The sequence below is a fragment of the Chryseobacterium turcicum genome (assembly GCF_021010565.1).
GTDB lineage: Bacteria > Bacteroidota > Bacteroidia > Flavobacteriales > Weeksellaceae > Chryseobacterium > Chryseobacterium turcicum.
In genome coordinates this window covers 2,490,306-2,514,723 of record NZ_JAJNAY010000001.1, presented here as the reverse complement: position 1 = coordinate 2,514,723, position 24,418 = coordinate 2,490,306, and the positions used below count along the sequence as shown (strand labels likewise).

Genomic DNA, 24,418 nt, shown 5'->3' with positions numbered 1-24,418 from the left:
TTTTGAAATCTTTAGTATTAGCAGTATTTGATAAAATTTAAAATGTTTTCAGTATTTTATGTAATATATCCATCAATGTTAAATGGATTAGAATGATTATTTTGTAAAATAGAGGAACCGGTTTTTTTAGTATAAATACTGTTATCCAAAAGCTCAGCTATTTTTTGGGAAGCGTTTTCAATAGAATTTTCAAGCAAAGTATGTAATTCGGTTCCGTAAATTTTCTGAACTGTAGCAATTGCTGTTTCCTTTTGAGATGATTCCAATATATCCTGTTGTAACATCATCTCCACATTGCTTAGTTCTTCATAGGTAACTCCCTGAGCTAAACCGTTATCTTCACTGACTATTCTGTATTTATTCCATTCTTCTTCCTCTTCTAAAAAATCTAACTGACTACCGGAATCTTTTTCCGGTTCCTCCTGTAGAATTTGACCATTGAGACTTTCATTGATATCAAATTCTATATCTAAAGTACTGGGATCTATATTAGTATCTGATTCCTGACTTTCTATGGAGGACTTTGGCAGTAACTGACTCACTACTGTTTTAGATTTTCCCATTATCGAAGTGTTATTACTGTAATGTACTGTGGTTTCAGGAGAATGTAATTTTCTTGGTGCATGATTAAATTTATTCTGTATCATCAAATAGATGATGATGAGTAAACATATGAATATAAGAATTTCCATAGCTTAAAGTATTGGTTTGAAACGATCGTTAAAATACTGAGTAATATCGTCTCCGTAATCTTTGAAATGCTGTTCAAGTATATTGTCGATATAGGAATATAAAGTCATTTTTTCATCTCTCGTCAATTGAACGATTCGGATCAGACGTTCGTGATATTCCGGACGGATATAGACGACTTTGCCGTTTCGTCCTGACGGAAAACGGTTAGTCATAAAGGTTTCTTCATAATCAGCTTTCTTAAATGACTGAACCTTTGACTTTTCTTTAGGTTTTGTTTCTGAGGAAGTTTTTAGTTTTTCAGGTAGATTTATAGTGCTCAGCTCTTCTCCGCTGATTACATTCAGCAGATATTCTTCATCTACCTGTGGTTTTTCAAAATCTTCATTTTTTCTGTCGATAGCCATAAGTAATGTTTTAGAGTTCTACTATTTTTATAAACTCTTCTACAAACAAATCCATTCTGGTTGTTTTGAGTGCTGAAGCTTCAGCTGGCAATAAACTTGATCTAAAAATTGTATTTCCAATATCATCCGACTCCTTTCTGAAACGTTTGCTGTCCATAATTCTGATTTTCATGATTTTTAAGCCCAACTCTTTAATGACCTGCTCGTAAGCATCATAAAGACTCGTTTTTTCCCGACCGTCCGCTTGATTCCAAAATAAGGTCAGCACTTGTTCTTTTCTCTCATTTTCCAAATGAGGTAGCTCCAAAAAAGCTTTCGTAAATGCTAATGTGCTTTCTACAACCAACCGGTCAGCAGTCATTGGAGAAAAAATATAGTCCATTGCTTTAAGAGTCGTTAGAACCCCTTTCGTGTTCGCAGTTCCGGGTAAATCATAAAAAATGATATCGGGTATTTCCAATGATTGTTCTAAGAATTCTTCAGATTTTTCCAATGCACTCTCTGCCTTGCAGCGAATAATTGGATATGCTTTTTTATCAATGGTCTGAAACTGTTTCATTGCTGCCTTTTTATGATACTCATTCAGCATAATGTTTTTTTTATCTCGTTCTCTCAAATTGCTCAAACTGTATTGAGGAAAGTCACAATCCATAATCAGCACATGATATCCCAATCGATAATGAAGAATGCTGGCGAGTAGAGTAGTCATTGTTGATTTTCCTACTCCTCCTTTTTGTGTAGAAAAACTAATTTTTAAAGTTTTTTTTGCTGTTTCCATTTTTTAGAATTTTAAGATTATATTTTTTCATAATTGATTCAGAATGTTGGTTGGTGTTTTTACATATAACTGTTATCTTTTATTACTTTATTAATGCAAAGCAATTTTTACATGTGGTAAAATATTTTGTTATTTGACCATGTGGAAGTACATAATGAAAGGATCTTGCTTATACATTTTGCAAAATGCTTTTATGCTTTTATATTTTTAAAACTATATGCTTTTAAGGAAATTTAGATTACGTGCTTTCTGTAATTCTGTTTAGTAATTTTTATGCTTCACAATATTGTAAATTTTCGTTCGAGCACTACGGTAAAGAACGTAAGTGTTTTTAATCATGATGATTAACCGGTATCATTTTTCGCAATTTAGCTTTGATTGGCTCCGCCAAACTTTGTAGTCTTTTAACCAATAGGTTTTTACTTTGTAAAAGTGAACTTGATTATCCATCCATGAATTTCTGAGAGCTAGTTGTAGTTGATCTTTATACATGAATAATTGAAGGGTCAATTATAATTGGTGTTCACCGGAACACGGCAAGTTGTGTTTTGAGTGCCTCATAACTGTTTTTTGTGCCTCAAAACAACTTGCCCTGACGGGAGCAGAAAAACACTCTCCGAAGTCGAGGTTTATAAAATTTAAATTGATTATTATGAATAAAGGTAAAATGAACAATAAGCACAAAGGTGGTAGAAAGCCAAAGATTGACCCAAGCATTCATCGTCACGTTTTTAGGCTGAATGATGAAGAAAACAACAGATTACTGTCTCTTTTTGAAGCTTCCGGGATGACTAATAAAGCGAAATTTATTACTTCAGTTTTATTTTCAAAAGAAATTAAAACAGTGACAATTGATAAAGGGAAATCAGACTTTTATATTAGATTAACTTCTTTATATTCTCAGTTTCGCGCAGTCGGCGTTAACTATAACCAGGTCGTCAAGCTTCTATATACCCATTTTACAGAAAAAAAGGCAGCAGCTTTCCTCTATAAATTGGAAAAGCAGACGGCTGAATTAGCCATGATAGGTCAAAAGATTCTCCAGCTAGCAGAAGAATTTAATAATATTTCCATCAATAAAAAATAAATTAATGATTGCGAAAATTGGAAGAAGCAGTAATTTATATGGTGCTTTAGCCTATGATAATCAGAAAGTTGAAGATGGAAACGGAGAAATTTTACATCTTAATAAGATGATTGAAACGGCTAATGGACAATATTCTGTTATCAAATTAATGCAATCTTTTGAATCGCATATTGCTGCAAACCGAAATACAGAAAAACATACGCTGCATATCTCACTCAATCCTGATCCTCAAGACAAGGTCGACGATGAAACCTTCAGTAAAATAGCCAATGAATATATGAATGAAATGGGATATGGAAACCAACCTTATGCAGTATTCAAGCATACGGATATTGACCGAACTCATATTCATATTGTTTCGGTTTGTGTTGATGAGGAAGGGAGGAAAATATCAGACCGGTTTGAAAAAAGAAAGTCGATGGAAATTTGCAGAGACCTTGAAAAGAAGTATCATTTAAAATCTGCAACTGAAAAAGAAACTCAGACAAATGCACAGATTTTTCGAAAAGTAGATTATGCATCCGGAGATGTAAAAAGACAGATTGCTAACGTCATTCGTAACGTGCAGAAATATTATCATTTTAAAACTTTGGGTGAATACAATGCTCTTTTATCATTATTCAACATCAACGTGGAAAAAATAGAAGGTGAACTTCACGGCAAGCTACAGCGTGGATTAGTCTATTCAGCATTGGATGGAGATGGAAATAGAGTAGGTCATCCTTTTAAATCTTCTCTTTTCGGAAAGAATACTGGACTATCTGCAATGGATTTATATTTTCTAAAGTGCTGTCAATCACTTACCAATACTAACATCATTGCTGCTAAAAAAGCTTTACAAGAAACTGTTGACCAAGTGTTAAACTCATCGAAAAATGAAGAGGATTTTATAAAGAAATTAGTTTCCAACGGTATCAATACTGTGGTGAGAAGAAATGATTTAGGTCGCATTTATGGAATAACATTCATTGATCACCATTCTAAAACCGTTTGGAATGGGTCAGGTTTGGGAAAAGAATATGCTGCTAATGCTTTTCAAGAAAGATGGAAGGAAAGTAAAGATGCTGCTAAAGATAAATCTACCAATAGAAAATTAAAACCTGTAGAATCTGGCAACAGAGAAAAATCTTCTGTAACAGAAATTCATCCTTTATTTGATTTCCTTCAAAATAACAATGAGCGAAATGATGCAGAAGAAGTAATTCAAGGTTTAGGTGGGCTTTTAAATTTTTCCGATTCAGAAGATTCGCAGGAACACGATTTTGCACGGCGAATGAAGGTTAAAAGAAAGAAAAGGCATTAACCTGCAGAATCGAAATTACTTTGATCTTTCTTTCTCCAAATTGCCTGTACTTTATTTTGCAACTCTTTCTTATCAGGCAGATACAACTGATATTCTGAAACAAATATTTTATTAGAAATTCCTCCCGTGGCATACTCTACTAAAACTTCATCTTTTTCACCCGACAGGATGATACCGATGGGTTAATTGTCATCTTCGACATTCTCTTCGGCTTTGAAATAATTTAGATACATATTCATTTGTCCGATGTCATTATGTTCTACCTGCTTGATTTTTAAATCAAGCAGTACAAAATATTTTAAAATACGGTGATAAAACACAAGATCAATATAGAAGTGTCTGTTTCGAAGTGAAATCTTATACTGTCTGCCAACAAATGCAAATCCTTTTCCGAGTTCTAACAGAAACAGCTGCAGATTATCAATAATTTTTTGCTCCAAACCCTTTTCTGTGACCCGATGGCTTTGTGAAATTTTTAAGAAATCCAGTATATATGGATCTTTAACAACCTCTGAGTGGCTTTTGGCAACATGTCCTTTTTCTGCCAGCTGCAAAACGCCATCTTTATCTTTGCTTAATGCCAAACGTTCAAAAAGCGATGAATTGATTTGCCTGTTCAACTCCCGATATCCCCAGTTTTCCAATACCGCCAGTTTTTCATAAAACTTACGCGCTGTATCATTGGAAATACCTAATAAATTAACAATATGGGTCTAGCTTAATTTGGCAGGCACTGCCTGCCATTTCTGATAGACTAAATAAAAACGACGCATATCTAAAATATTACGCCTGCCAAATCCTTTACCAAAACGAAGTCTTAAATCCTTGGAAAGGATTGCTAACAGGTCACTTCCATATTCAGCACGTTCCTGTCCTTCTTGCTCATATTCAACAATGTGCCTGCCGATTTCAAAATTGGATTTCACCAATTTGATGTTGACTGCTTTAACAGCACTCTGCCTCGCAGTTTAAATCGTTGAACCTATCGTGTCAAGAAGTTTTGTATACTTTAATTCTGTCGGCGTCATCGTTAATTCTGTATCAGCAAATGTAAACATTCTACATAATTTAAAATCTTTGTAGAGTACTAAAATATCTGATTGGAAACTGTCACAACCGGACAATTGAAGCCATATAGTTCCAACTTCAAAAATACTTTGTTGTAGCATCTATATTAGCCCCACATTAAATTTTAAAGTATGCAGGGAGAAGACGATTTAAGAGGACTCGCCAAGATTATGGGATTCATGAGAGCTGTCAGTATATTACTCGTACTGATTCACTTATATTGGTATTGTTACAGTTTCTTTCAGGAAAGACAATGGACGTTGGAATTAATCAACAAGATATTATATAATTTCCAAAAAACTGTAGGCTTATTCTCACATCCACTTTACACTAAAATTTTTGCTGTTGTGCTGTTGGCATTAAGTTGCCTTGGAACAAAAGGGGCAAAAAATGAAAAAATAACATGGCCAAAAATTTACATGCTTTTGGGAGTTGGTGCGGTACTGTTTTTTATGAATCATTTTCTGCTCCATTTGTCTGCTCCCGTCGGAAAATTTCTTTACATATTGACGATTGCATTAGGGTACATTTCTTTACTGATGGCGGGAGTATGGATGAGCAGGCTCTTAAGAAATAATCTGATGGATGATGTCTTCAATAATGAAAACGAAAGCTTTTTACAGGAAACAAAATTAATGGAAAACGAGTACTCTGTTAATCTTCCTACCAAGTTTTACTATAAAGGAAAATGGAATCATGGCTGGATTAATATTGTCAACCCTTTCAGAGCGACGATTGTACTGGGAACTCCAGGATCGGGAAAATCATATGCTATTGTCAATAATTTCATCAAACAACAAATAGAAAAAGGATTTTCTATGTATATCTATGATTTTAAGTTTGATGATCTGTCAACTATTGCTTACAATCATTTGCTGAAGAATAAGCATCAGTACAGAATTCCGCCTCAATTTTATGTGATCAATTTTGATGATCCAAGAAAAAGTCACAGATGTAACCCTCTTAATCCTGATTTTATGACAGATATATCAGACGCTTATGAGGCAGCATAAACCATAATGTTGAACCTTAACCGCAGCTGGATTCAGAAACAGGGTGATTTTTTTGTAGAATCACAAATTATTTTATTAGCCGCTATCATTTGGTACCTGAAGATTTATGATAATGGAAAATACTGCACATTTCCTCATGCCATTGAATTGCTCAATAAAAAATATTCTGATATTTTTACAATCTTGACGTCATATCCCGATCTTGAAAACTATCTTTCCCCTTTTATGGATGCTTGGCAGGGTGGTGCGCAGGATCAGTTACAGGGTCAGATTGCATCAGCTAAAATACCTCTTTTAAGAATGATATCTCCTAATCTATATTGGGTGATGACCGGAGATGATTTTACTTTAGATATTAACAATCCCCAAGAACCTAAAATTTTATGTGTCGGAAACAATCCCGACCGACAGAATATTTACTCCGCCGCTTTGGGTTTATATAATTCCCGAATTGTTAAACTGATTAATAAAAAAGGAAAACTGAAAAGTTCTGTCATCATTGATGAATTGCCTACAATTTATTTTAGGGGGTTGGATAATTTGATTGCAACAGCTAGAAGTAATAAAGTTGCGGTATGTTTAGGTTTTCAGGACTATTCATGTCTGACTAACCGGAATTTCTTTTACATCTAATCTGTACCAAATTTCCATAAATGATTTTAAATCAAATGTGTTGACACGAACCGGAATAAATTCATTATTTATCTTATCTAAACTAATGAAATTTTCAACTACATCTGCGCTGTATTTATTACCTTTTTCATATTTAAAAAATTCTGATTTTGTTAAATTGTTTTTGCTAATTCCAATTTGCTCTGATAATTCTTTTAATCTGTAAATATCAAAATATTTAAACCCGTTTTCTATAACTATAATAATATTGGGAGAATAATTATAATATAGAATTTTATTCTGAGAACTGCTTATAAATTGACCCTCATTATTCAATTTTGCATATTGAGTAAGCACATTAGTAGAATAATAGATACTAAGATTTTCGACCTCAAGGAGTTCTTCAAACTGAAATGATATAAAAACAATTTTGTTTTTAACTTCTAAGGGAATAGTTTTTTGAAAGTATTCTATACTTCTTAACATCTCTTTTTTTACTTTCTCATCTTTTACAAATGATAATCGATCTTGAGCAAAAATTGTATTTGAAAGAAAAAAGAAAACTAATAATAAATAGGTTTTCATTGTGCAACAGGTATTAAGTTTGGTAATTTTATTTGGCCTTTGTTTTGTTTTGGAGTAGCAATTGATGATCCGTTTTTCCCAGAAAGTATGCTAAAAGGGACAAAATAGTTTTCTCTGTCTTTTGTATTTGCTCCTGTATAATATATAAAATTATATGCAGCGGGATTCGATATTCCTACATCATGCGATAATGGCATTCTAGAATTCGGGTGGGTATGACCATGATACGTAATGTTTTCGAAATTAAGCCCTTTTTCCCCAAATTGCCAAGGAACTCTAACTCTATCGTTAGCATGAGATGTGCCTACTAAAAAATATATTTTCTTTCCCTGTTCTAAATCCTCCTATAGTCCACTCTACATGACTATTATCTGCCGCAAATTGAAAAACCTTTCTAGCATCTACAGAATTTATTGTTGTACCATGACTTAAACCCTCGCTATCTTTACCTGAAAGCTGGCTAATAATGGTTCCACTATTTTTTGTCTCTTTGTTTACCTTTACATAATCCCGATCTTCTTTTCCAGTTCCTTCAGTTGCTTTCTGTGCAAGACCATCAGAACCTTTTATGGCATTTCCTTTAGAATCGCTTTTTGCTTTATAAAGTCTATCAAATTTATCCTCAGTTGTTTGAATTAAGCTAGTATTTCCATTGTCATCAACTCCATAATCATGGTAGTTCATTCCGTTAGAATCTACATAAAAAATTGGATTATTTCCAGACATATGGTACGTAGACATTGGTTGATACATTTCCGCCAGCGGATCTACCACACCCCATCTCCCGATATCCGGCATATAAAATCTCGCACCATAATCATACATTCCCGTCTCTTGCAACTCTTTACCATTGTCATTTTGCGAGGGCTTTTTATTTATCTACCACACGATAAAATCATGCGAGAGCGGGGATATTACTCAAGATTTCTTTGTTTGAATATTGAGAAAATTTTTTTTTCATTAGGTATATAACCTTTTAAATTGGTTATTATCCATTCATTATTTTCTTTAGCAAGAATAAATTCTCCTACAATTCCGTAATTATATTGAGTAATATAAACTTTAGATAATTTCAATGTATAGAAGCTATCAATGTCGTCAATTTTAAATAATCTATAATTTTTGCTTTTAAAATTTATATCCATAAAAAACTTAACATTCAATTCTCTTAAATTACTAATTTTTAAATGCCCATTTTTCCTATTTGAACTATAATCGAACAGTATAGTGTCATTGTTGCTAACTTGATAACTATAAACACTGTCTCTTAAGTATAATTTTTTACTTATTTTATAACCTTTGAGATAATATGCAAAATCACCTTTAAGCAATAGTTCATTGCAAAAATTAGAAGTTATCATTAAACTTGGTAGAGCAACACTTTCTTGTGATATAGCAAAGGAATTATCAAAAGAACACTTGTCACTTTTGCAATTAATTAATAATATTAATATTAAAATATAATTAAAATAAATCTTCATCAGAATAAAATTTTATTATTTAAAAATGACTTTCAATAACTCTTTAAAGTTCATTTTTGCTTGCGTTCTTTCATATTTTTTATCAGATAAAACATCTCTTGGGGAAGGTGAAGACTCTTTTTTTTCACCATAATATGATTTATATCCTTCCGCATTAGACTTTTCAATGTTATCTAAACTAAATACCGCGTGTGCAGATTCTTCATGATTAATGGTTGCTGCCAAATTAAGCGTTTCTTCTTTTTCTACATCTTTTCTACTACCATTAGTTTTTAATTGAACACCAATAATAATTAATTCTTTGGTTCCATTATCTGTAATATTATTATATTCTGATTTATTAATCTTTAAACCATAATTTGAAATAGTAGTGTTGTACTCTTGCTGATTTGACACAGAGAATTCTCTTCCAGAAGAAGGATCATATTTATTCCAGAAGGGCGCATATAAAACATTATACTTGTTTTGAGTTTGTACTTTTTGTAAAAATTGTTTACCTCCTGTTGTTTGTCTATTTGCAGTATAAGCACTTTTAAATAATTTATCTCTATTTAGTGCTGTATTAATTAAAACTTTTTCTAAACCTTCAAGTTCTCTTGCGTCAACAACCCTATTTTCAGAAAAATTATAATGAGATTGGTAAGCATACTTTTCAGAAAGCGGGTCAACATTAAAAAACCTTCCTACATCGGGCATATAATTTCTCCATTTAAAACTGTAGAAACCAGTCTCCTGCAACTCCTGTCCTTGGTACTTGTAGTTATTTGTGAAAAAATGCTCGTAGCGAGAATTATAAACTTAGATTTTTATGGTATAAATGCCCCACAACCATTAATCACTTTTGCCAATTTTCCTTTTTTCTTAATTTTCACATTATTTATGGTTAATTCATTAAAACCAATTATAACATGTTTTTTTCCTGATTTAAGTCTGCTTGTTTCTATAATACTATCTTTAATTATATTTTTAAAAAAATTGCATGAAGTAACCTTTCTTTTCTCAGCAAGAATAATATCATTTCGGACATTAAATACATAATAATCATTAGTTGAATCGATTGATAAAATTTTTAATTTATTCGATTCCATAGTAGTATTGTTTGAAATACCTGTGCAAGAATATATAATTAATAAAAATATTATTGATATAATTCTATAAAAACTTAAATTAAGGTTCGTTTTCATAGATAAATAAAATTTTCTTGTTTCCTGTTGTGGGATTTAAATGATAATAGGTATTATACCCTGGTTTATAAATACCTTCATCTTTAAAGATATTTTCATCTGATTTCGCTTCAGGTATTTTGTTTACTATTTTATGGGCTTTCTTATATATATATTTTTGCACATCTGCTGAGCGGTAGTCATGAATTCCATTGCCTATACTCATAGCTTCATATGATTCTAATACCTCATGTAAAACATTTGCTGAAGCCTTACTTCCTCCATTTTGTTCTATTTTCTTTGCTTGATCAATGTTAATGACTTGTTCTCCGAATATTTTATCTCCTTCAGCCTTTGATCCCAAATATGCCCCGACTATTATTAATCCGTCATCTCCAATAGTATAAGACGAAGTTGCTTCTAACTTTACAACATTTTTTTTATCCTGGATTGTTTTAAGTAATTTTTTATCCGCTTTAGTAATTGCCTTACCTTCAGCTTCAATTTTTCCTGTCTCACTATTCCGTGTTAACTTAAGATTTGTAGATTTTTGTAATTCTGCTGTTGATTCTTCAGCTCTATCCCCGTCTATGAATAACTCTTCTCTTCTTCCATCCGGATCGATAAAGCGAAGAGGATTGTTATATGCGTAACGATATGGAGTCCAACGTCTGTCTTTTTCTGCCAGCGGATCCAACACACCCCATCTTCCAATATCCGGCATATAAAATCTTGCCCCATAATCATACATTCCTGTCTCTTGGAGTTCTTTGCCGTTGTACTTGTATTGATAAGCGATATAGTGACTACCAAGAATTTCTATACATTATTTCTAAAATATTCTTTAAATAATTAAGGTTTCCGTTAGACTGGCTTTTTTCAAAATTTAATGAATGGTATGTTAAGTATTTTGAAACTACAATTCCATTTTTTTTTACTATTAGTAAGTAAATATTCTTAGAAGTCTCTTTTTTACAGTTCTCGTAATACAAACCATAATTTAAAAGTTCTAAATTTTCTGAAATAGTCTTAAAATCCTTCTCTTTGAAACTTAAGCTTTGATTTGTTTTAAAGTAATTCTTATAACCAATATTTTTCTTATCATTATTTTTCAGAATAGTAATACTTCCATCACTATTATCTCCTGTAATGAATAAAATAACTTCATAATTATTACTTGCATCATTACCATTAATTATATTTTTATAATTATCTGGCATTATAATATTTTCATATACTCTGTCAAACTCTTCTATTTTTTTTGTTTCTATCACATTGCAATCTGAATTTTTTCTAAAATTCTGCCCTTTACATGAGACAAAAAATAATGTTAATAACAATAAATATTTCATCTTATTTAATATCAGATATTTTATATACTCTATTTAAATAGTCATTTGCATTGTATGGATTATTTTCTAATAATTTTAATGGAACAGTCTGTAATTGCATTTTTAAAAAGGATTTTGAATCATATCTCATCATTTGTGCCGAATACTCACTAGATAGGTTCATATTTTTAATTCCATTATTTATCAATTCTCCTCTGATAATATTTTCTATATGCGACGCTCTACGCTCTCTGTTTTCAACATAACTGTTGAAAGCTGATATCTTAAATTCCGGCATTGAGCTTAAATCAGGGGCTGACATTTCTCCTTCAATACCCTTCATCTTTAACCATGCATGACCTCCTTCATGTGCTACTGTGGCTTGAATATTAGCTTCAAGACTAGAAACCCCTTCTAAATATTTATCACTACCATTTCCTATTCCCATTTTTATTGTTGTACCTCCATCATCATTTTTAACAGTACTTCCACCATTTTCTTTTGTTGCAAAAATTGTATGGGTGTTACTATCCTTTTCCAAATCATTATAAATCAAAGATGCTGTTTCTGAATTATTAACGACTTCTCTATATTGTTTTTTCAGTTCTCTCCTTGCTTCTCTATATTCTTTTCTTGAAGAAAATGTTTTACTTAACTCTTCATCATTTTGAACATCCCCCCATGATGCCCACCTTATTCGCATTCCGTCAGGATCAATAAATCTTATTGGATTATTTACGACATAATTATATGGGCTATGACGTCTATAAACTTCTGCCAACGGATCAATCACTCCCCATCTACCAATATCCGGCATATACATCCTTGCGCCATAGTCATACATTCCCGTCTCCTGCAGCTCCTTACCGTTGTACTTGTATTGATAAGCATTCTGAGTGGTAGTTGTATAATTATGCAACAATCCGAATGGATAGTAATTATTAATTTCTACGATCTCGCCCGGTTTCCAGTTATCTATACATATAGGAAATTCAAATGGTGGATTCCAATTTCCATTACATTCACTTACGAAATATTGTCTTGCTTGAACAATACCATCTTTGTTAGTGTCACTATAACTCAACCTCACATTTCCTAGATGATCGGTATAATTATAAATATACTGATTGCTCAAAGCATCAAAATACCCCTCCGAAGTCGGAATAATTCTGAGCTTCATAACAGCAACCTCATTAGGGTCATCAATTGTTCCAAATCCGCCTCCATTACCAACTCCCGATGATTTGGTAGATTTATACTGAAAACCATCCAGATAATTGGTTTCTATATCACCAAAGAGCTTCTTTACTTTTACTCCATCTGCCCGATAAATATAATTGGTTATTTGAGCATTCTGAGTAATCTGCTTGGGTAAATTTAGATAATTATATTGAATAGAAGAAATGCCTTTATCTAAATGTTTGGTCATGTTTCCATTTCCGTTTGTCACATTATTATCATATTCAATGGTATTGTGACTTGCCAGATAAGGATAGCCATCACTCTTTCCAATTTCTTCTTCAGTAACTTTTGTAAGCCTATTTCCTATATAATCATATTTAAGGTTATCAATCTTAAAGGCTGCAGTATTTCCTGTCATGAGCTCAGCAGAACGTTGGAGTCTCATAATATTTCCGTTTAGGTCATAGTCTATTTTTTCAAAGTATTCTTTCGCTGTAGGATTGATATCTTTTTGATAAAAGCCTGCTTTCAGCCTGTTTAATCCATCATATACATAACCGTACCTTTTTAACGGTTCGTTTTCTTGTGTAGATGTTTTCCAATCTATTTCCGCAATATTTCCATTGTATTTAGGCTTTACCTGAAGAGTTGAAAAATCATTATTAGGAGTCTGTTCACCTTCTACCTGATTATATTTTATTTTATAACCAAAAAGATCTCCATTTACTAAATTTCCAGGATCATTAATCTGCGTCATCCAACCACGGATATTGTATAGATAATCTACTTGTTGAAGTCCACTTCCTAAACTTGTACCGCCTACCTTTTTGCTTTCCAGCTGCGAAAGCTCATTATATATATTTTGAGCAAGATATTCTACAGGATTATTGTCCACCTTGTGGGTGTGAGTCATTAATCTATTCTGATGGTCATAGGTGAAGTTTTCGGTAATTACTTTTTCAGTATCGCTGTCTAATCTTTTGTGTCTGGTAACTACCATCTTGGGAGTTCCGGAAAAGTCGAGTTCAGATTCAGTTTTGGTATAACCTCCTAAGTGGTTAATAGAATGACTTCCGATTGGTCTTCCTTTTTGGTCGTACCAGGTGTAGTTTTTGGTCCAATTATCATCTTCAATGTTTTTTACATAAGAAGCTACGGGTAAACTTTTGGTGCTGATATTTGAATTCTGAGAATATTGTGAAAGAACATCCTGTCCTAAAATCTGTGACGGAATAGGAGGGGTTTCTCGAGGATAATTATCATAATAATTGACAGATAATACCGTTTCTATCTGACTGTACATATCATTGCTATAAAAAATAAGTATTCCATTACTGAAAAGACTTCCCTCTCGTTTTTCAGTAATAACCTGATTATTAGTGATAGCTTGTAATTCTTCACGAGTTTGGCCGGGAAGATGTATAACTCCGGTATAGGCAACTCTGCCAAATTGATCATATTTGGTGAAAAGCCATTTCTTGGAAGGATGCATTACGGCATCCTGTGTAAAGATTAATCTATCTGTTTTGTCATAGACCATATATTCCCAACCTTTTCCCGGCAGCTTCTTTTCTACTAAACGGTTTCTACTGTCGTATTTATATTGATAGCAGAGATTGTTTAATGTAATATCAGGAAATAGACCACTAGTTAAATTTTTAACGGCATCTGCTGCTAAAGGGGGTATAACATACGCTAACTGGTCATAATTATTGTATACATAATAAGTATCGGCATTTTCTGTGTCGCTTAGTACTTTTCTGATAAGCAATACCTGACCTCGGCCATTTTTATATTCAATGGTTTTATTTCCGTCTTCATCGGTTACCATATTTTTATATAATTGGGCAATAGTGTAAGATGTTGATAGAGTAAGCTTTGATTCTAAATTTGTATAGTCAAATGTGGCTGTAAACTTTTTCACTTCTCCATCTATATTAGCATCATAATTAAATTTTACAGGCTTATCGCTCCATGCCTGGCCTACCTGTTTTTGTTCTAAAATCCTGTCTAAAGGTGAGTTTTCAAATTCTTTTTTAGCAAAAATAACTTCGTTGCCTAAAGGTGTATTGGATGCATTTGCCAAAGGATTCGGAACAATAGCACCGTTCATTGTACCCCCTTGAGGAACGGGAAGATAATCCAAAGCCTGTCTTCCAAATCCATCATATTCGATGTGAGAAACAATATCTCTTTGCAATGGGGATGCTTTGATATTGACAACCTGCTTGGGTCTGCCTAAACCGTCAAGATACTGAACGGTTTCTGTTGCCTTAATAGCTTGATTATTTGTATCATAGTCAAGATATGTTTTTGAATAAACATAATTCTGATCTGTGCTTAGGTTTAAAGCCTGTGCATGGGATAGCCCTACTACAAACAATGTACTTATTGGGATGATTATTTTTTTCATGATTTGTGTTAGTGCTTGTAATTGTATTTGAATTCTTTTACCGTCTTATAAATCAGGTTTCCTGCCGTATTTTTTTCCTGTTGCTTTATTTCTTTTAATCGATTCGCAGAATCATATAAATATACTTCTTTGATTCCTGATGGTGGGGTAATGCTTGTTACTCCAATCAATGGATCATATGTGTAAGTGGTAATTTGAAACTCTTTTAGCTGCAGGAGATGACGAAAATTATCCAAAGCTGTTATCAATGCTGTCTCATTTGAAGGATTTAAAGCATCAGCATCAGAAGCTGTAATAATATCGGTGGCTAAACCGTTTACTAAAGCATATGGATAACCTACAATTTTAGCAATAGGTTGAGTTGAGTTGTAGCCCCAAATGATTGTTGTAGGAATACCGTCTTTGGTTGTGTACTGCACTAAATTCCCCTTGGAATCATATTGATCATAAGTGACTTCGGTTTGAGCAATATTATTGAAATCATAAGATAACACTGAACTTGGGAACAAGTTGGAAGGATTGTCATATTTTGTTTCTATTTTTGAAAGTACCTTCCCTGGATCAGTAATATTTTGTTTTTTAACAATAGACGTTTCTAAAGGAGTTCCAATGATATTAGCATTAATTAATCTTGTATTTCCTTTTTCATGAGCATATTGACTTTCGGAAGCGTTGATAGTGCCATCTGCAAAAATTTGTGTAGTAGCTGTAATATAATCTCTAGTATTATAAGTATAATTAGTTATTGTAGAAACTATATCTGGGATATTATTTTTATAAAAGTAGGATTTGTCTTTTTTTTGAATAGGCAATGTGATTCCAAATTTTTCAGTGTTTTTATATATTGTTACATACTTGCAATTGATGACAATAGGGGTATAGTTTTGAAGACTATAGCAATGATTAATCATATTTGAAAATGATGTTTCACGCAGTTTAATACCGCTTACTTTAAGAGCGTCTTTTGTATTGTATATAATTTCAGTTTCGGCAAGCAATCTATTGTTTTCATCAGTCGTTTTTTCCCAAATCAGTTGTCCTCTGAGATAATCTTGATCAGGAATTGGTATGATAGGCATATCGATTAAAAGTGCTCCCGTATTCCTGAAATCTATAGGAGACCTATAATTATAAAGACTTTTACCTTTGCTGTTTCCATCCTTATCAAGTAATTGTATGCTTATAAACTTATATCCCACATCAGCGCCTTGCGTTTTCATTACAGGAAGTATGTTGTAGTTTGTAGTCACATTAAGATGAGCATTGTAGTGAATTTTCTGGTATACTGGCTGGTCTATGTAATCATACTGTACCGAGTAATTGAATATTGGCACAGGAAATACCAATGCGCCACTACTACGTTGCGGATCATTTATATCATCATAGTTATACGTATATTTTTTTGTGAAAATATCTGAGGTTGAGTTTTCGAAATAAGAAATATTATTAATTCTTAATCCTCCACCTTTTTCTTTTTTTGTATCAACAAAAACATTTTCTACAGTAGTTGCCTCAAAAGTATCTATCGTATTTGCTATTGGAGAAGAAAATGCAAAATCGCCTGTCAAAGAGGCATAATAAACTCCTGGTTCAAAATCAATATTAAGATTTATTTCACTTATTATCTCCTGATCTGGATTCGTATTGTCATTGGGGCAGAATGGCGGTGTTGTACGCCTACACATCTGGCTTGACATTTCGTAATTGTAAACAACCGGAGAATATTGATTATCGCTAATTTTTTTATAAATATTAAGTTTCCAATTACAATAAATTAAATTTCCCAGCATCAGTTTTAAACTTACCTTCTGAGGTGAAATAACTGTGAAAAATTCTTTTTTAATGTTGGGATTAAAGTTTCCAAAATGTATAGAATGCCCATCATATTCAGGTCTGAAGTATCCTTCTACTTGCTGTAAAAGTCCATTTCCTGAGCCCGGAAAGTAACTATATTCATTTGCCTCAAAATCAAAAGCAACTTTACCGTTTGTAGGATAGGTGATTGATTTAACAACATCCTGGGCAACATAATTCAACCCGGAATCCAAAAAATATCCCCATTTATCTTTCTTTAATTCAATACCTGAAAAACGGTTATATTCAATCTTATATTCTGTATTTTGATTATTCTCCGTAACTCTAATTACCTTATCCAGAAGCATACGTTTTAAAATAATGGGAGATAAGTCTGTGCGCTCCAAAAAGTTAGTATCTGAATAATCATATTCAAAATTATATTTTTCGGTAAATTTTATTGGATCTTGTCCTAGGTAGTTGGTCTGAATTGATTTTAATTTATAAAGATTATTGGGTTCAGTATAATTTGAATCTTGCCTTCCAACCTCGTAATTTAGCTTTATATTCCCTTTGCCAATGATATTAATTTGTGTTAAAAGTTTTGTGTGTGAAGTATTAAATGTGTGTTGTGTTTCTATAGCACCTGGCATTACTTCATCCACCTCTATGTAATCACCCGTGACTTCGCTGGTAAGGTTTTGATAAGATACATCACTTGCAATCCTGTTTATAAAGGTGGGGGTTTCTTGAAATTTCACATTAGAAAAAAGATCATAAGTAAATGTTACTAAATCAGAATCTGCCTGATCCATGATCTTCACCAAATGATATGCAGAAAAATAATCGCTACCTTCTATCTGTGAACTGGTATAGCCAAAGCTTGTTGTAAGGCCTATTTTAATGGTATTAAATTCTCTGTGAATTCTTTCCATTCCATTAAAGCTGTACTTAATTCCTTTATCATCAATGATAGTGAATGCATCTAATTCTCCGCTTACTACATCTTTATGGCAGATAATCTGTACATTGTTTCTGTCAAGTTTTTCAACGGTAAAACTACCATCATTATTTTTTACAATATAGAATCTTCCTGAAATTCCCATAAAATTATATTGATACAGATCATATTCAGTATCATACCTACCTTTTACTGCATAGAAAGCATATTCATTATTGTCTAATATATTACCTTCAAACAAAGCTGTTTCACCGCTGATAATTTTATAAGTAGGATTTAGTACATGATTATAAATTCCAAGTTTATAGTTGAATCCAAATGGAATTGTTTTATTTTTTTCATCTGGACCGCCACCTCTTACAGTTCTTGTAATCGTTCCTCCGGCCATTAAACTCCATCCTAAGCCTGTTTCTCCTGATCTGTCTTCGGATTTTGTATTTAGTGGATGATATTTTAATCCAATGTTTATATTTACATTGGGATTTGTTGAAGGAATAGAAACAAGAGGTATGCTAATGTCCGGAATTCCTGTATAATTACTTACTGGAACTTCTTCAAATTTCATCAAATTATTTGAGGTAGGAGCAGCTGGGTATATCTTATTAACATCTTCAACATAATTTTTTACATTGCTTTGTCCTTTTGTTGTTGTGAACAATCCGATAGAAATAACAACAAAAAGAAAATTATTAAATATTTTTATCATATTTTATTTTTTTATAATTTTCGCATTCGCCGTTTTCTCAGTATCTGTTTTCACAACGATTAAATACGCTCCTTGAATCAAATTCTGCGTATTAATCTTGGTTACTTTATTCTTGGTCTTTAAACTTTGAAGTTGTCTTCCACCCATATCATAAAGGGTGATGTCTGCTTCCTTAAAACCTTGCTCTGAGCTTGTCGAAGAGTCAAATCCTATTTCTACATAAGCGTAGTCTGATACCGGATTAGGATAGATCTTAATATTCTGTTTTTCTATCAACTGGTCAATTTGCTGATCTCCCAATTTCACAATTTTCCAGTTCTCTTTTCCTAGTTCTTCGGCACTTGTTCCTGCTAAAACAATAGAACCGTCTTTATTCATTTTCAAATCAGAAAGTCTTTCTTCTTTCTTTCTAGATTCACCTTTTACATGTTTTCGCCACTGTTCATTTCCGTCATTGTCGATGTACAGCATCCAGAATGTTTCATCATCGGCTTCTATTCTTCCTTCTGCCTGAGTGTAACCTCCGAGTAAAACTCCTTTCGTGTTTCTGCCATTTCCGGTACTGATGACATTCATACTCATCAGAATATCACGATTTTTAAAATTGTAGGATTTTTGCCACTGTTCGTCACCTTTTGTGTTTAAAGAAATCAACCAAACGTCGGTTCCTTCTTCAATGCCAACGGTTTTGTTCCCTGACTTTTCAGATCTCGATTCTCCACCAATAATATATCCGGATGAAGTAAAAACCATGGTTCTTAAATGGTCATCACCTTTACCTCCAAAATTCTTTTCCCATTCTATTTTATTGTCTTTGCTTAGTTTGATGACCCAGTAATCGCCTTCCCCGAAGTTTTCTGTCGTTTTTGCAGTAAATTGAGTCATAACAGGATTTTCTTTATCATCACTTTTTACTGTTTTGTTTCCTGTTGTTGAATTACTTCTTGAATAAACACCTAGCAAAGCACCTCCATCAGGTGTAGGAATCATTTTTTCCACTTCATCGAGGGCTCTTCCGCCTAAGATTATTTCTGAAATTACTTTTCCATTTTTATCAAGCCTGGTTACGGTCACATCTTTAGAACCGAAACCATTAGTTGAATTCTGAACATTTCCAGCGACCATAAAACCAAAATCAGCAGTCTGAATGACAGATCTCGCTTCTTCATCCTGAGAGGTTCCTAAGGTTTTTTGCCACAGTTCATCTCCAAATTCATTGATTCTGATCAGCCATATATCAGATCCTCCTTTTGAACTCTCTTTTTTATCAAGACCTTTTCCTGAAAAAGAAGTTCCTGCTAAAAGAAATCCTCCTTCCTGTGTAGCAACGGTTGCCGATAAAAAGTCATGATTCTGTCCTGAAAAATATTTTTCCCAGACTTCTTCCCCTTGCTGATTCAATTTAACTAAATGAAAATCGTAGCCGTTGTTCTGCTTATTATCCGAAGTTATTTTTTTAGATTGAATAGAGCTTCCTGTTATAAGATATTGTTGGTCTATGGTTGTGGTGACTTGTGAAAGGAAATCCTGAGTAGAGGATTTAATATCTTTCTGCCATATCACATCCTGAGCATACAGTACAGCAGTTGTGCATATAAGAAATGCGCTCATGTAGAGTTTTTTCATGATTTGGTTATTAATTTTGATTGCGAATTTAATGTTTTCGAATGAATTATATAATCTCTTATTTTAGATTTAATATGAGTATTGTCATATTAATGTGACAAATGTAAATATCAATCACGTCAAAACTTGACGTGATATTTTTAATGAAGAAATGAGGGTTTTATGCTAAACTTTTACTGGACATTAAATTAGTATATCCAATTCTAGTTTGAACTTAAATTCAAAGTCTGCGCATGGGAAAACCCTACTACAAACAATGCACTTATTGGGATGATTATTTTTTTCATGATTTGGGTTAGTGTTTGTAGTTGTATTTGAATTCTTTTAACAGTTTACCGTTAATGTCTTTGATACTTTCTAACCTGTTGGCAGAATCATATTTATAAACTTCTCTTATTCCTGACGGTGGAGTGATGCTTGTTACTCCAATCAAAGGGTCGTAAGTATATGTCGTTACTTGGGCATTGAGAAATGCAGACTGTTTTCTGAATACATCTAGTTTGTCTATTAAAGTCTGCTCTGTAGTTGCGTTAATATCAGCATCAGAGGCAGTGATAATCTCTGCTGCCAAACTACCGGCAACGGAATAAGGAACACCTGTAACTTTAGCAATAGGCTGAGCAGAATTATATCCCCAAATGATTGCTGTAGGAATACCGTCTTTGGTTGTGTACTGCACTAAATTCCCCTTGGAATCATATTGATCATAAGTGACTTCGGTTTGAGCAACATTATTGAAATCATAAGATAACACTGAACTTGGGAACAAGTTGGAAGGATTGTCATATTTTGTTTCTATTTTTGAAAGTACCTTCCCTGGATCAGTAATATTTTGTTTTTTAATAATAGATGTTTCAAGAGGAATTCCAATGATATTAGCATTAATTAATCTTGTATTTCCTTTTTCATGGGCATAAGAGTAAAGGGTCTCATTAATTTCCTGAGATGGAAGAATCGTTTCTTTCTTAATCGGAAGGTCTCTCGCATTAAATAAAATATTGTTAACTGTTTGGATATAACTTCCGTTATTATAGTCTTTTGAAACAGAATTAGTCATATTGGCTTTTCCTACCACTTCCAGGCTGACAAAAATTTTGGGATCTTGATAGAAATTACAATTTGGACCAGGGATACCACCACTTGTGCATATTTGACGATAGTGTTCATAACTCATAAATGCACCAGCTGTTGTAAACTCTTTGTAAGGCGAATCCGGATACTGGAACTTGATTCCTGTATATTTATAAACAGAACGAAGCTGATGTACATTATCACTAATAGATAAATCATTATTGAATACATCTACTTTTCTTTCTTTGACTAAAAGTCCTCTTTTAAAATCAAAATTCGGATATGATATAAACGGAGGGGCAAAAGATGACGGAAATATAGCGTTTGGAGTATCTTCAGGATACGTATAAGTGTAAACAGTTTTCCCTTTATTTAATTCTGAAACTGATACATTTTTGTACCCGACATCTGCCCCCTGTGTTTTTTGAACGGGAATAAAATTGTCGGAAGAGAGTATCGTATATGCTTTATCAAAACCTAAAGATCCCGCCGAACCCGTAAAAATGTTACTATATTCGTAAAAATAATTGTGCAGCGGTTTCGGATAAATTAAAGCCCCAGAAATTTCCTGACCGTTCTCAATATTATTATAGTCAAAGTTTATTGATTTTGCAGGCACAGAAATATTTTCATCTGTATAATAGCTGATATTCTTGATCCTGATACCGCCTCCGTTTACATATTGGATAAGATTTGTACTTTTCTTTTCTTTAAACTCTGCCAATATTTTTATCTGGCCATAATTAACATAGCTGGTATTTGAAATAACCTGGAATGTTGTATAATAATCACCTGCCTCTAAATTTCTCAGATGATATGCTGGATAATCAGGATCTGGATCAACTGTTGGTCCAATAATCGTAATGAGATTGTAGACATTCCCCACTTTTTTATAAATACTAAATGTCCAGGTATTGTTTCTAATATTATAGTTATCCTCAAGATCCGGAAAACTAATCTCCATTTGGCGCACGCCAGACAACGAGAAGAAATAATTCTTTACGTTTTGCTGAGATCCGCTATGGGTCGTCATATAACTGTTAGCATCCCAATTATCCGGGTTATCATAGATATCAGCCGGTTCAGAACCAATAAATGAATAGGTATTGCTTTCAAAATCATATTTCTGTATTCCCCCTGTAGGTAATTTGATGCTCTCTAAGATATTATATTTCATACAGGCAGGAGACGGATTTCTACTCAAAAGAGTATTATCGGTAGGCTTAATACAATTAAACCAGCCCCAATGATCTATATTCAGTTTTGAAGAGGATAATGGTATATTGCTCGTATAATTCAATTGATAATCATATTTTTTTTGTTGTAAAGCATCAAAAACACTTATGTTATCCAATTTCAAACGGTATTCCTGCATGTTGTGTAAATCAAAACTGAAATTGGAATAATTGAATTTATAGGTATCCATAATGTTTCCCGCCGGGCTCAGTATCTGAATATAATCAAGTTTATTGAGTTGGTTGGGGTTGCTATAATTGGTATCTATCCTGCTCTGGAGATAGGAAAGGTTAATTTTTCCACGGCCTACTATTTCTATATCTTTCAACAGTCTTGTTTGAGTATTGATACTGTTGGTAGAAAATTCTTGTGCTGCAGGAATTACATTTCCAAAATTATGGGGATAGGTATAAGAATTTTCAATCAGAGTTGAACTATTTCTTGTAATACTCGAATTGGTCGTAAAGAAAACAGGGCTTAAAGGATAATAATTGAATTTTATCAAAGTATCCCCCAATACATCTTGAACCTCACCTAAGTGGAATGCAGATGTAACCGCTCCTATATTATACATATTATCACTAATATATCCATTAAATCCTATTCTATGACTATAGGATGTGATTTTCGAGTCTTCCGTAACATTGAAAATATATTTATTTCCAAATTCATCAATTATGGTAAATCTACTGACATCATATGTTTTATTAGGGTTCAGTGAGCTAATTTCAATTTTTAGATTGTTTTCGTCAAGCTTTTGAACATACAACTGATTGCTTGAATTTTTTTTAATAATGAACCTGCCGCTATACCCCATGAAATTATATTGGTACAGATCATATTCCGTATCAAATAAATTTAAATAACAGGCTTTATATGCAAAATTCAAAAAGCTGTTGTAGGTTGGCGACTTTACAATAGGAACATATACCCCTTCAGTTTCAAGAGAGTCCAAAAATTTTCTTGTAAGATTAGTTTGAGAGCCGGGGGAAAATTCATCATAATAAATCCCTGTTTTTGGTATCTGATGCAGATTTGGAATCACAACATCACCATCAGGCCCATTCATGACTGTTCTGGAAATCGACCCGCCTGCAAACAAACTCCAGCCAAGCCCTACTTCCGAAGATTTATCTTCAGGTTTTGCCGTGTTTGGATGGTAATTTAATGATACATTAACCTTTACACTAGGAGATTTTGTGGACAGGCTGGTAATCGGAATTTTAATATCAGGAATTCCCGTATAATTATTGGTAGGTGTTTCTTCAAATTTCATCAAATTATTCACAGTTGGAGAAGCCGGATACATTTGATTGATATTATCCATAGGGTTACTTACCGAAGAACCTGTCGATTGTGAAAAATAAAAGCCGTAAAATAGCAGCAGTACAATCTTAAATATATTATGTATCTTTTTCATTATTTCTTTATCAATTTAGCATTCGCAGTTTTCTCAGTATCTGTTTTTATCACAATCAGATACGCTCCCTGAATCAAACTCTGCGTATTTATTTTGGTTATCTTATTCTTTGTTTTCAAGCTCTGAAGCTGTCTACCACCCATATCATAAAGGGTGATGTCTGCTTCCTTAAAACCTTGCTCTGAGCTTGTCGAAGAGTCAAATCCTATTTCAACATAAGCGTAGTCTGATACCGGATTAGGATAAATCTTAATATTCTGTTTTTCTATCAACTGATCAATTTGTTGATCGCCCAATTTCACAATCTTCCAGTTCTCTTTACCTAATTCTTCAGCACTAGTTCCTGCTAAAACAATAGAACCATCCTTATTCATTTTCAGGTCAGAAAGCCGTTCTTCTTTCTTTCTAGATTCTCCTTTTACATGTTTTCGCCATTGCTCTTTCCCGTCATTATCAATGTACATCATCCAGAATGTTTCATCATCGGCTTC

Annotated in this window: 17 protein-coding genes and 5 pseudogenes; 3 read left to right on the top strand and 19 right to left on the bottom strand. The window is 33.1% G+C overall.

Going from position 1 to position 24,418, the window contains the following annotated elements; genetic code table 11:
- Positions 1–56 precede the first annotated feature (56 nt).
- From LO744_RS11450 to LO744_RS11440, 3 genes are all read right to left on the bottom strand, one after another.
- The gene (locus LO744_RS11450) at positions 57–563 is read right to left on the bottom strand and encodes a conjugal transfer protein TraD (protein ID WP_230669396.1); all 507 of its coding nucleotides are present in this window, start codon (positions 561–563) and stop codon (positions 57–59) included.
- A gap of 132 nt (positions 564–695) precedes the next feature.
- Positions 696–1,097, bottom strand: a complete 402-nt coding sequence (locus tag LO744_RS11445; RefSeq protein ID WP_230669394.1) for a DUF3408 domain-containing protein — start codon at positions 1,095–1,097, stop codon at positions 696–698.
- Positions 1,098–1,107: 10 nt separating this feature from the next.
- Positions 1,108–1,875 carry a ParA family protein gene (locus LO744_RS11440; RefSeq protein WP_230669392.1) on the bottom strand — a complete coding sequence of 256 codons (768 nt, stop codon included), beginning with the start codon at positions 1,873–1,875 and terminating at the stop codon, positions 1,108–1,110.
- A 652-nt stretch (positions 1,876–2,527) separates the two neighbouring features.
- Here LO744_RS11440 and mobA point away from each other — a divergent pair.
- Complete coding sequence (gene mobA / locus LO744_RS11435; RefSeq protein ID WP_230669390.1) at positions 2,528–2,962, top strand: conjugal transfer protein MobA; 435 nt, start codon at positions 2,528–2,530, stop codon at positions 2,960–2,962.
- 4 nt (positions 2,963–2,966) lie between these two features.
- The gene (gene mobB / locus LO744_RS11430; protein ID WP_230669389.1) at positions 2,967–4,265 is read left to right on the top strand and encodes a conjugal transfer protein MobB; all 1,299 of its coding nucleotides are present in this window, start codon (positions 2,967–2,969) and stop codon (positions 4,263–4,265) included.
- On the opposite strand, the pseudogene LO744_RS20480 reads toward mobB, so the two are convergent.
- Positions 4,262–5,218, bottom strand: a pseudogene (locus LO744_RS20480) (PDDEXK nuclease domain-containing protein); the annotation flags it as partial. The gene mobB and the pseudogene LO744_RS20480 sit on opposite strands and share 4 nt — an antisense overlap.
- Positions 5,219–5,233: 15 nt before the next feature.
- Positions 5,234–5,434, bottom strand: coding sequence for a hypothetical protein (locus tag LO744_RS11415; protein WP_230669387.1), 201 nt, complete (start codon positions 5,432–5,434; stop codon positions 5,234–5,236).
- 30 nt (positions 5,435–5,464) lie between these two features.
- Between LO744_RS11415 and LO744_RS11410 the strand changes: the two are divergent.
- Positions 5,465–6,955, top strand: a pseudogene (locus tag LO744_RS11410) (YWFCY domain-containing protein); the annotation flags it as partial.
- Here the strand turns inward: LO744_RS11410 and LO744_RS11405 are convergent.
- The 14 genes and pseudogenes from LO744_RS11405 to LO744_RS11345 form a co-directional block, all read right to left on the bottom strand.
- Entirely contained in the window at positions 6,944–7,543 is a 600-nt protein-coding gene (locus LO744_RS11405; RefSeq protein WP_230669386.1) for a hypothetical protein, read from the bottom strand. The pseudogene LO744_RS11410 and the gene LO744_RS11405 sit on opposite strands and share 12 nt — an antisense overlap.
- Positions 7,540–7,740 (bottom strand): hypothetical protein, encoded by a 201-nt coding sequence (locus tag LO744_RS11400; protein WP_230669385.1) that lies wholly within the window; start codon positions 7,738–7,740, stop codon positions 7,540–7,542. Before LO744_RS11400 ends, LO744_RS11405 begins: the two co-directional genes overlap by 4 nt.
- A gap of 91 nt (positions 7,741–7,831) precedes the next feature.
- Entirely contained in the window at positions 7,832–8,284 is a 453-nt protein-coding gene (locus tag LO744_RS11395; protein ID WP_230669384.1) for a JAB-like toxin 1 domain-containing protein, read from the bottom strand.
- Positions 8,285–8,341: pseudogene (locus LO744_RS20475) on the bottom strand (hypothetical protein); the annotation flags it as partial.
- A 116-nt stretch (positions 8,342–8,457) separates the two neighbouring features.
- Entirely contained in the window at positions 8,458–9,024 is a 567-nt protein-coding gene (locus LO744_RS11390) for a hypothetical protein (protein ID WP_230669383.1), read from the bottom strand.
- 15 nt (positions 9,025–9,039) lie between these two features.
- Positions 9,040–9,783, bottom strand: a pseudogene (locus LO744_RS11385) (RHS repeat-associated core domain-containing protein); the annotation flags it as partial.
- 47 nt (positions 9,784–9,830) lie between these two features.
- On the bottom strand, positions 9,831–10,112 hold the full coding sequence (locus LO744_RS11380; RefSeq protein ID WP_230669381.1) for a hypothetical protein: 282 nt from the start codon (positions 10,110–10,112) through the stop codon (positions 9,831–9,833).
- 682 nt (positions 10,113–10,794) lie between these two features.
- A pseudogene (locus tag LO744_RS20470) lies at positions 10,795–10,983 on the bottom strand (RHS repeat-associated core domain-containing protein); the annotation flags it as partial.
- Positions 10,984–10,993: 10 nt separating this feature from the next.
- Entirely contained in the window at positions 10,994–11,539 is a 546-nt protein-coding gene (locus tag LO744_RS11370; protein WP_230669379.1) for a hypothetical protein, read from the bottom strand.
- 1 nt (position 11,540) lies between these two features.
- Positions 11,541–15,113, bottom strand: coding sequence for a DUF6443 domain-containing protein (locus tag LO744_RS11365; RefSeq protein WP_230669378.1), 3,573 nt, complete (start codon positions 15,111–15,113; stop codon positions 11,541–11,543).
- Between the two features lie 8 nt (positions 15,114–15,121).
- On the bottom strand, positions 15,122–18,574 hold the full coding sequence (locus LO744_RS11360; RefSeq protein ID WP_230669377.1) for a hypothetical protein: 3,453 nt from the start codon (positions 18,572–18,574) through the stop codon (positions 15,122–15,124).
- 3 nt (positions 18,575–18,577) lie between these two features.
- Positions 18,578–20,200, bottom strand: a complete 1,623-nt coding sequence (locus LO744_RS11355; protein ID WP_230669376.1) for a T9SS type A sorting domain-containing protein — start codon at positions 20,198–20,200, stop codon at positions 18,578–18,580.
- A 295-nt stretch (positions 20,201–20,495) separates the two neighbouring features.
- A complete protein-coding gene (locus LO744_RS11350) occupies positions 20,496–23,927 on the bottom strand; it encodes a hypothetical protein (protein ID WP_230669375.1) in 3,432 nt (1,143 codons plus the stop codon).
- Positions 23,927–24,394 (bottom strand): T9SS type A sorting domain-containing protein, encoded by a 468-nt coding sequence (locus LO744_RS11345; protein ID WP_230669374.1) that lies wholly within the window; start codon positions 24,392–24,394, stop codon positions 23,927–23,929. The genes LO744_RS11350 and LO744_RS11345 overlap by 1 nt, the downstream gene beginning before the upstream one ends.
- Positions 24,395–24,418: the final 24 nt, after the last annotated feature.

Coding starts and splice junctions, on each gene's coding strand:
- LO744_RS11400 (WP_230669385.1), bottom strand. CDS start 7,740: ATGCCATTATCGCATGATGTAGGAATATCGAATCCCGCTGCATATAAT.
- mobB (WP_230669389.1), top strand. CDS start 2,967: ATGATTGCGAAAATTGGAAGAAGCAGTAATTTATATGGTGCTTTAGCC.
- LO744_RS11360 (WP_230669377.1), bottom strand. CDS start 18,574: ATGATAAAAATATTTAATAATTTTCTTTTTGTTGTTATTTCTATCGGA.
- LO744_RS11440 (WP_230669392.1), bottom strand. CDS start 1,875: ATGGAAACAGCAAAAAAAACTTTAAAAATTAGTTTTTCTACACAAAAA.
- LO744_RS11365 (WP_230669378.1), bottom strand. CDS start 15,113: ATGAAAAAAATAATCATCCCAATAAGTACATTGTTTGTAGTAGGGCTA.
- LO744_RS11390 (WP_230669383.1), bottom strand. CDS start 9,024: ATGAAGATTTATTTTAATTATATTTTAATATTAATATTATTAATTAAT.
- LO744_RS11445 (WP_230669394.1), bottom strand. CDS start 1,097: ATGGCTATCGACAGAAAAAATGAAGATTTTGAAAAACCACAGGTAGAT.
- LO744_RS11450 (WP_230669396.1), bottom strand. CDS start 563: ATGGGAAAATCTAAAACAGTAGTGAGTCAGTTACTGCCAAAGTCCTCC.
- LO744_RS11345 (WP_230669374.1), bottom strand. CDS start 24,394: ATGATGTACATTGATAATGACGGGAAAGAGCAATGGCGAAAACATGTA.
- LO744_RS11380 (WP_230669381.1), bottom strand. CDS start 10,112: ATGGAATCGAATAAATTAAAAATTTTATCAATCGATTCAACTAATGAT.
- LO744_RS11405 (WP_230669386.1), bottom strand. CDS start 7,543: ATGAAAACCTATTTATTATTAGTTTTCTTTTTTCTTTCAAATACAATT.
- LO744_RS11415 (WP_230669387.1), bottom strand. CDS start 5,434: ATGCTACAACAAAGTATTTTTGAAGTTGGAACTATATGGCTTCAATTG.
- mobA (WP_230669390.1), top strand. CDS start 2,528: ATGAATAAAGGTAAAATGAACAATAAGCACAAAGGTGGTAGAAAGCCA.
- LO744_RS11350 (WP_230669375.1), bottom strand. CDS start 23,927: ATGAAAAAGATACATAATATATTTAAGATTGTACTGCTGCTATTTTAC.
- LO744_RS11355 (WP_230669376.1), bottom strand. CDS start 20,200: ATGAAAAAACTCTACATGAGCGCATTTCTTATATGCACAACTGCTGTA.
- LO744_RS11370 (WP_230669379.1), bottom strand. CDS start 11,539: ATGAAATATTTATTGTTATTAACATTATTTTTTGTCTCATGTAAAGGG.
- LO744_RS11395 (WP_230669384.1), bottom strand. CDS start 8,284: ATGTCTACGTACCATATGTCTGGAAATAATCCAATTTTTTATGTAGAT.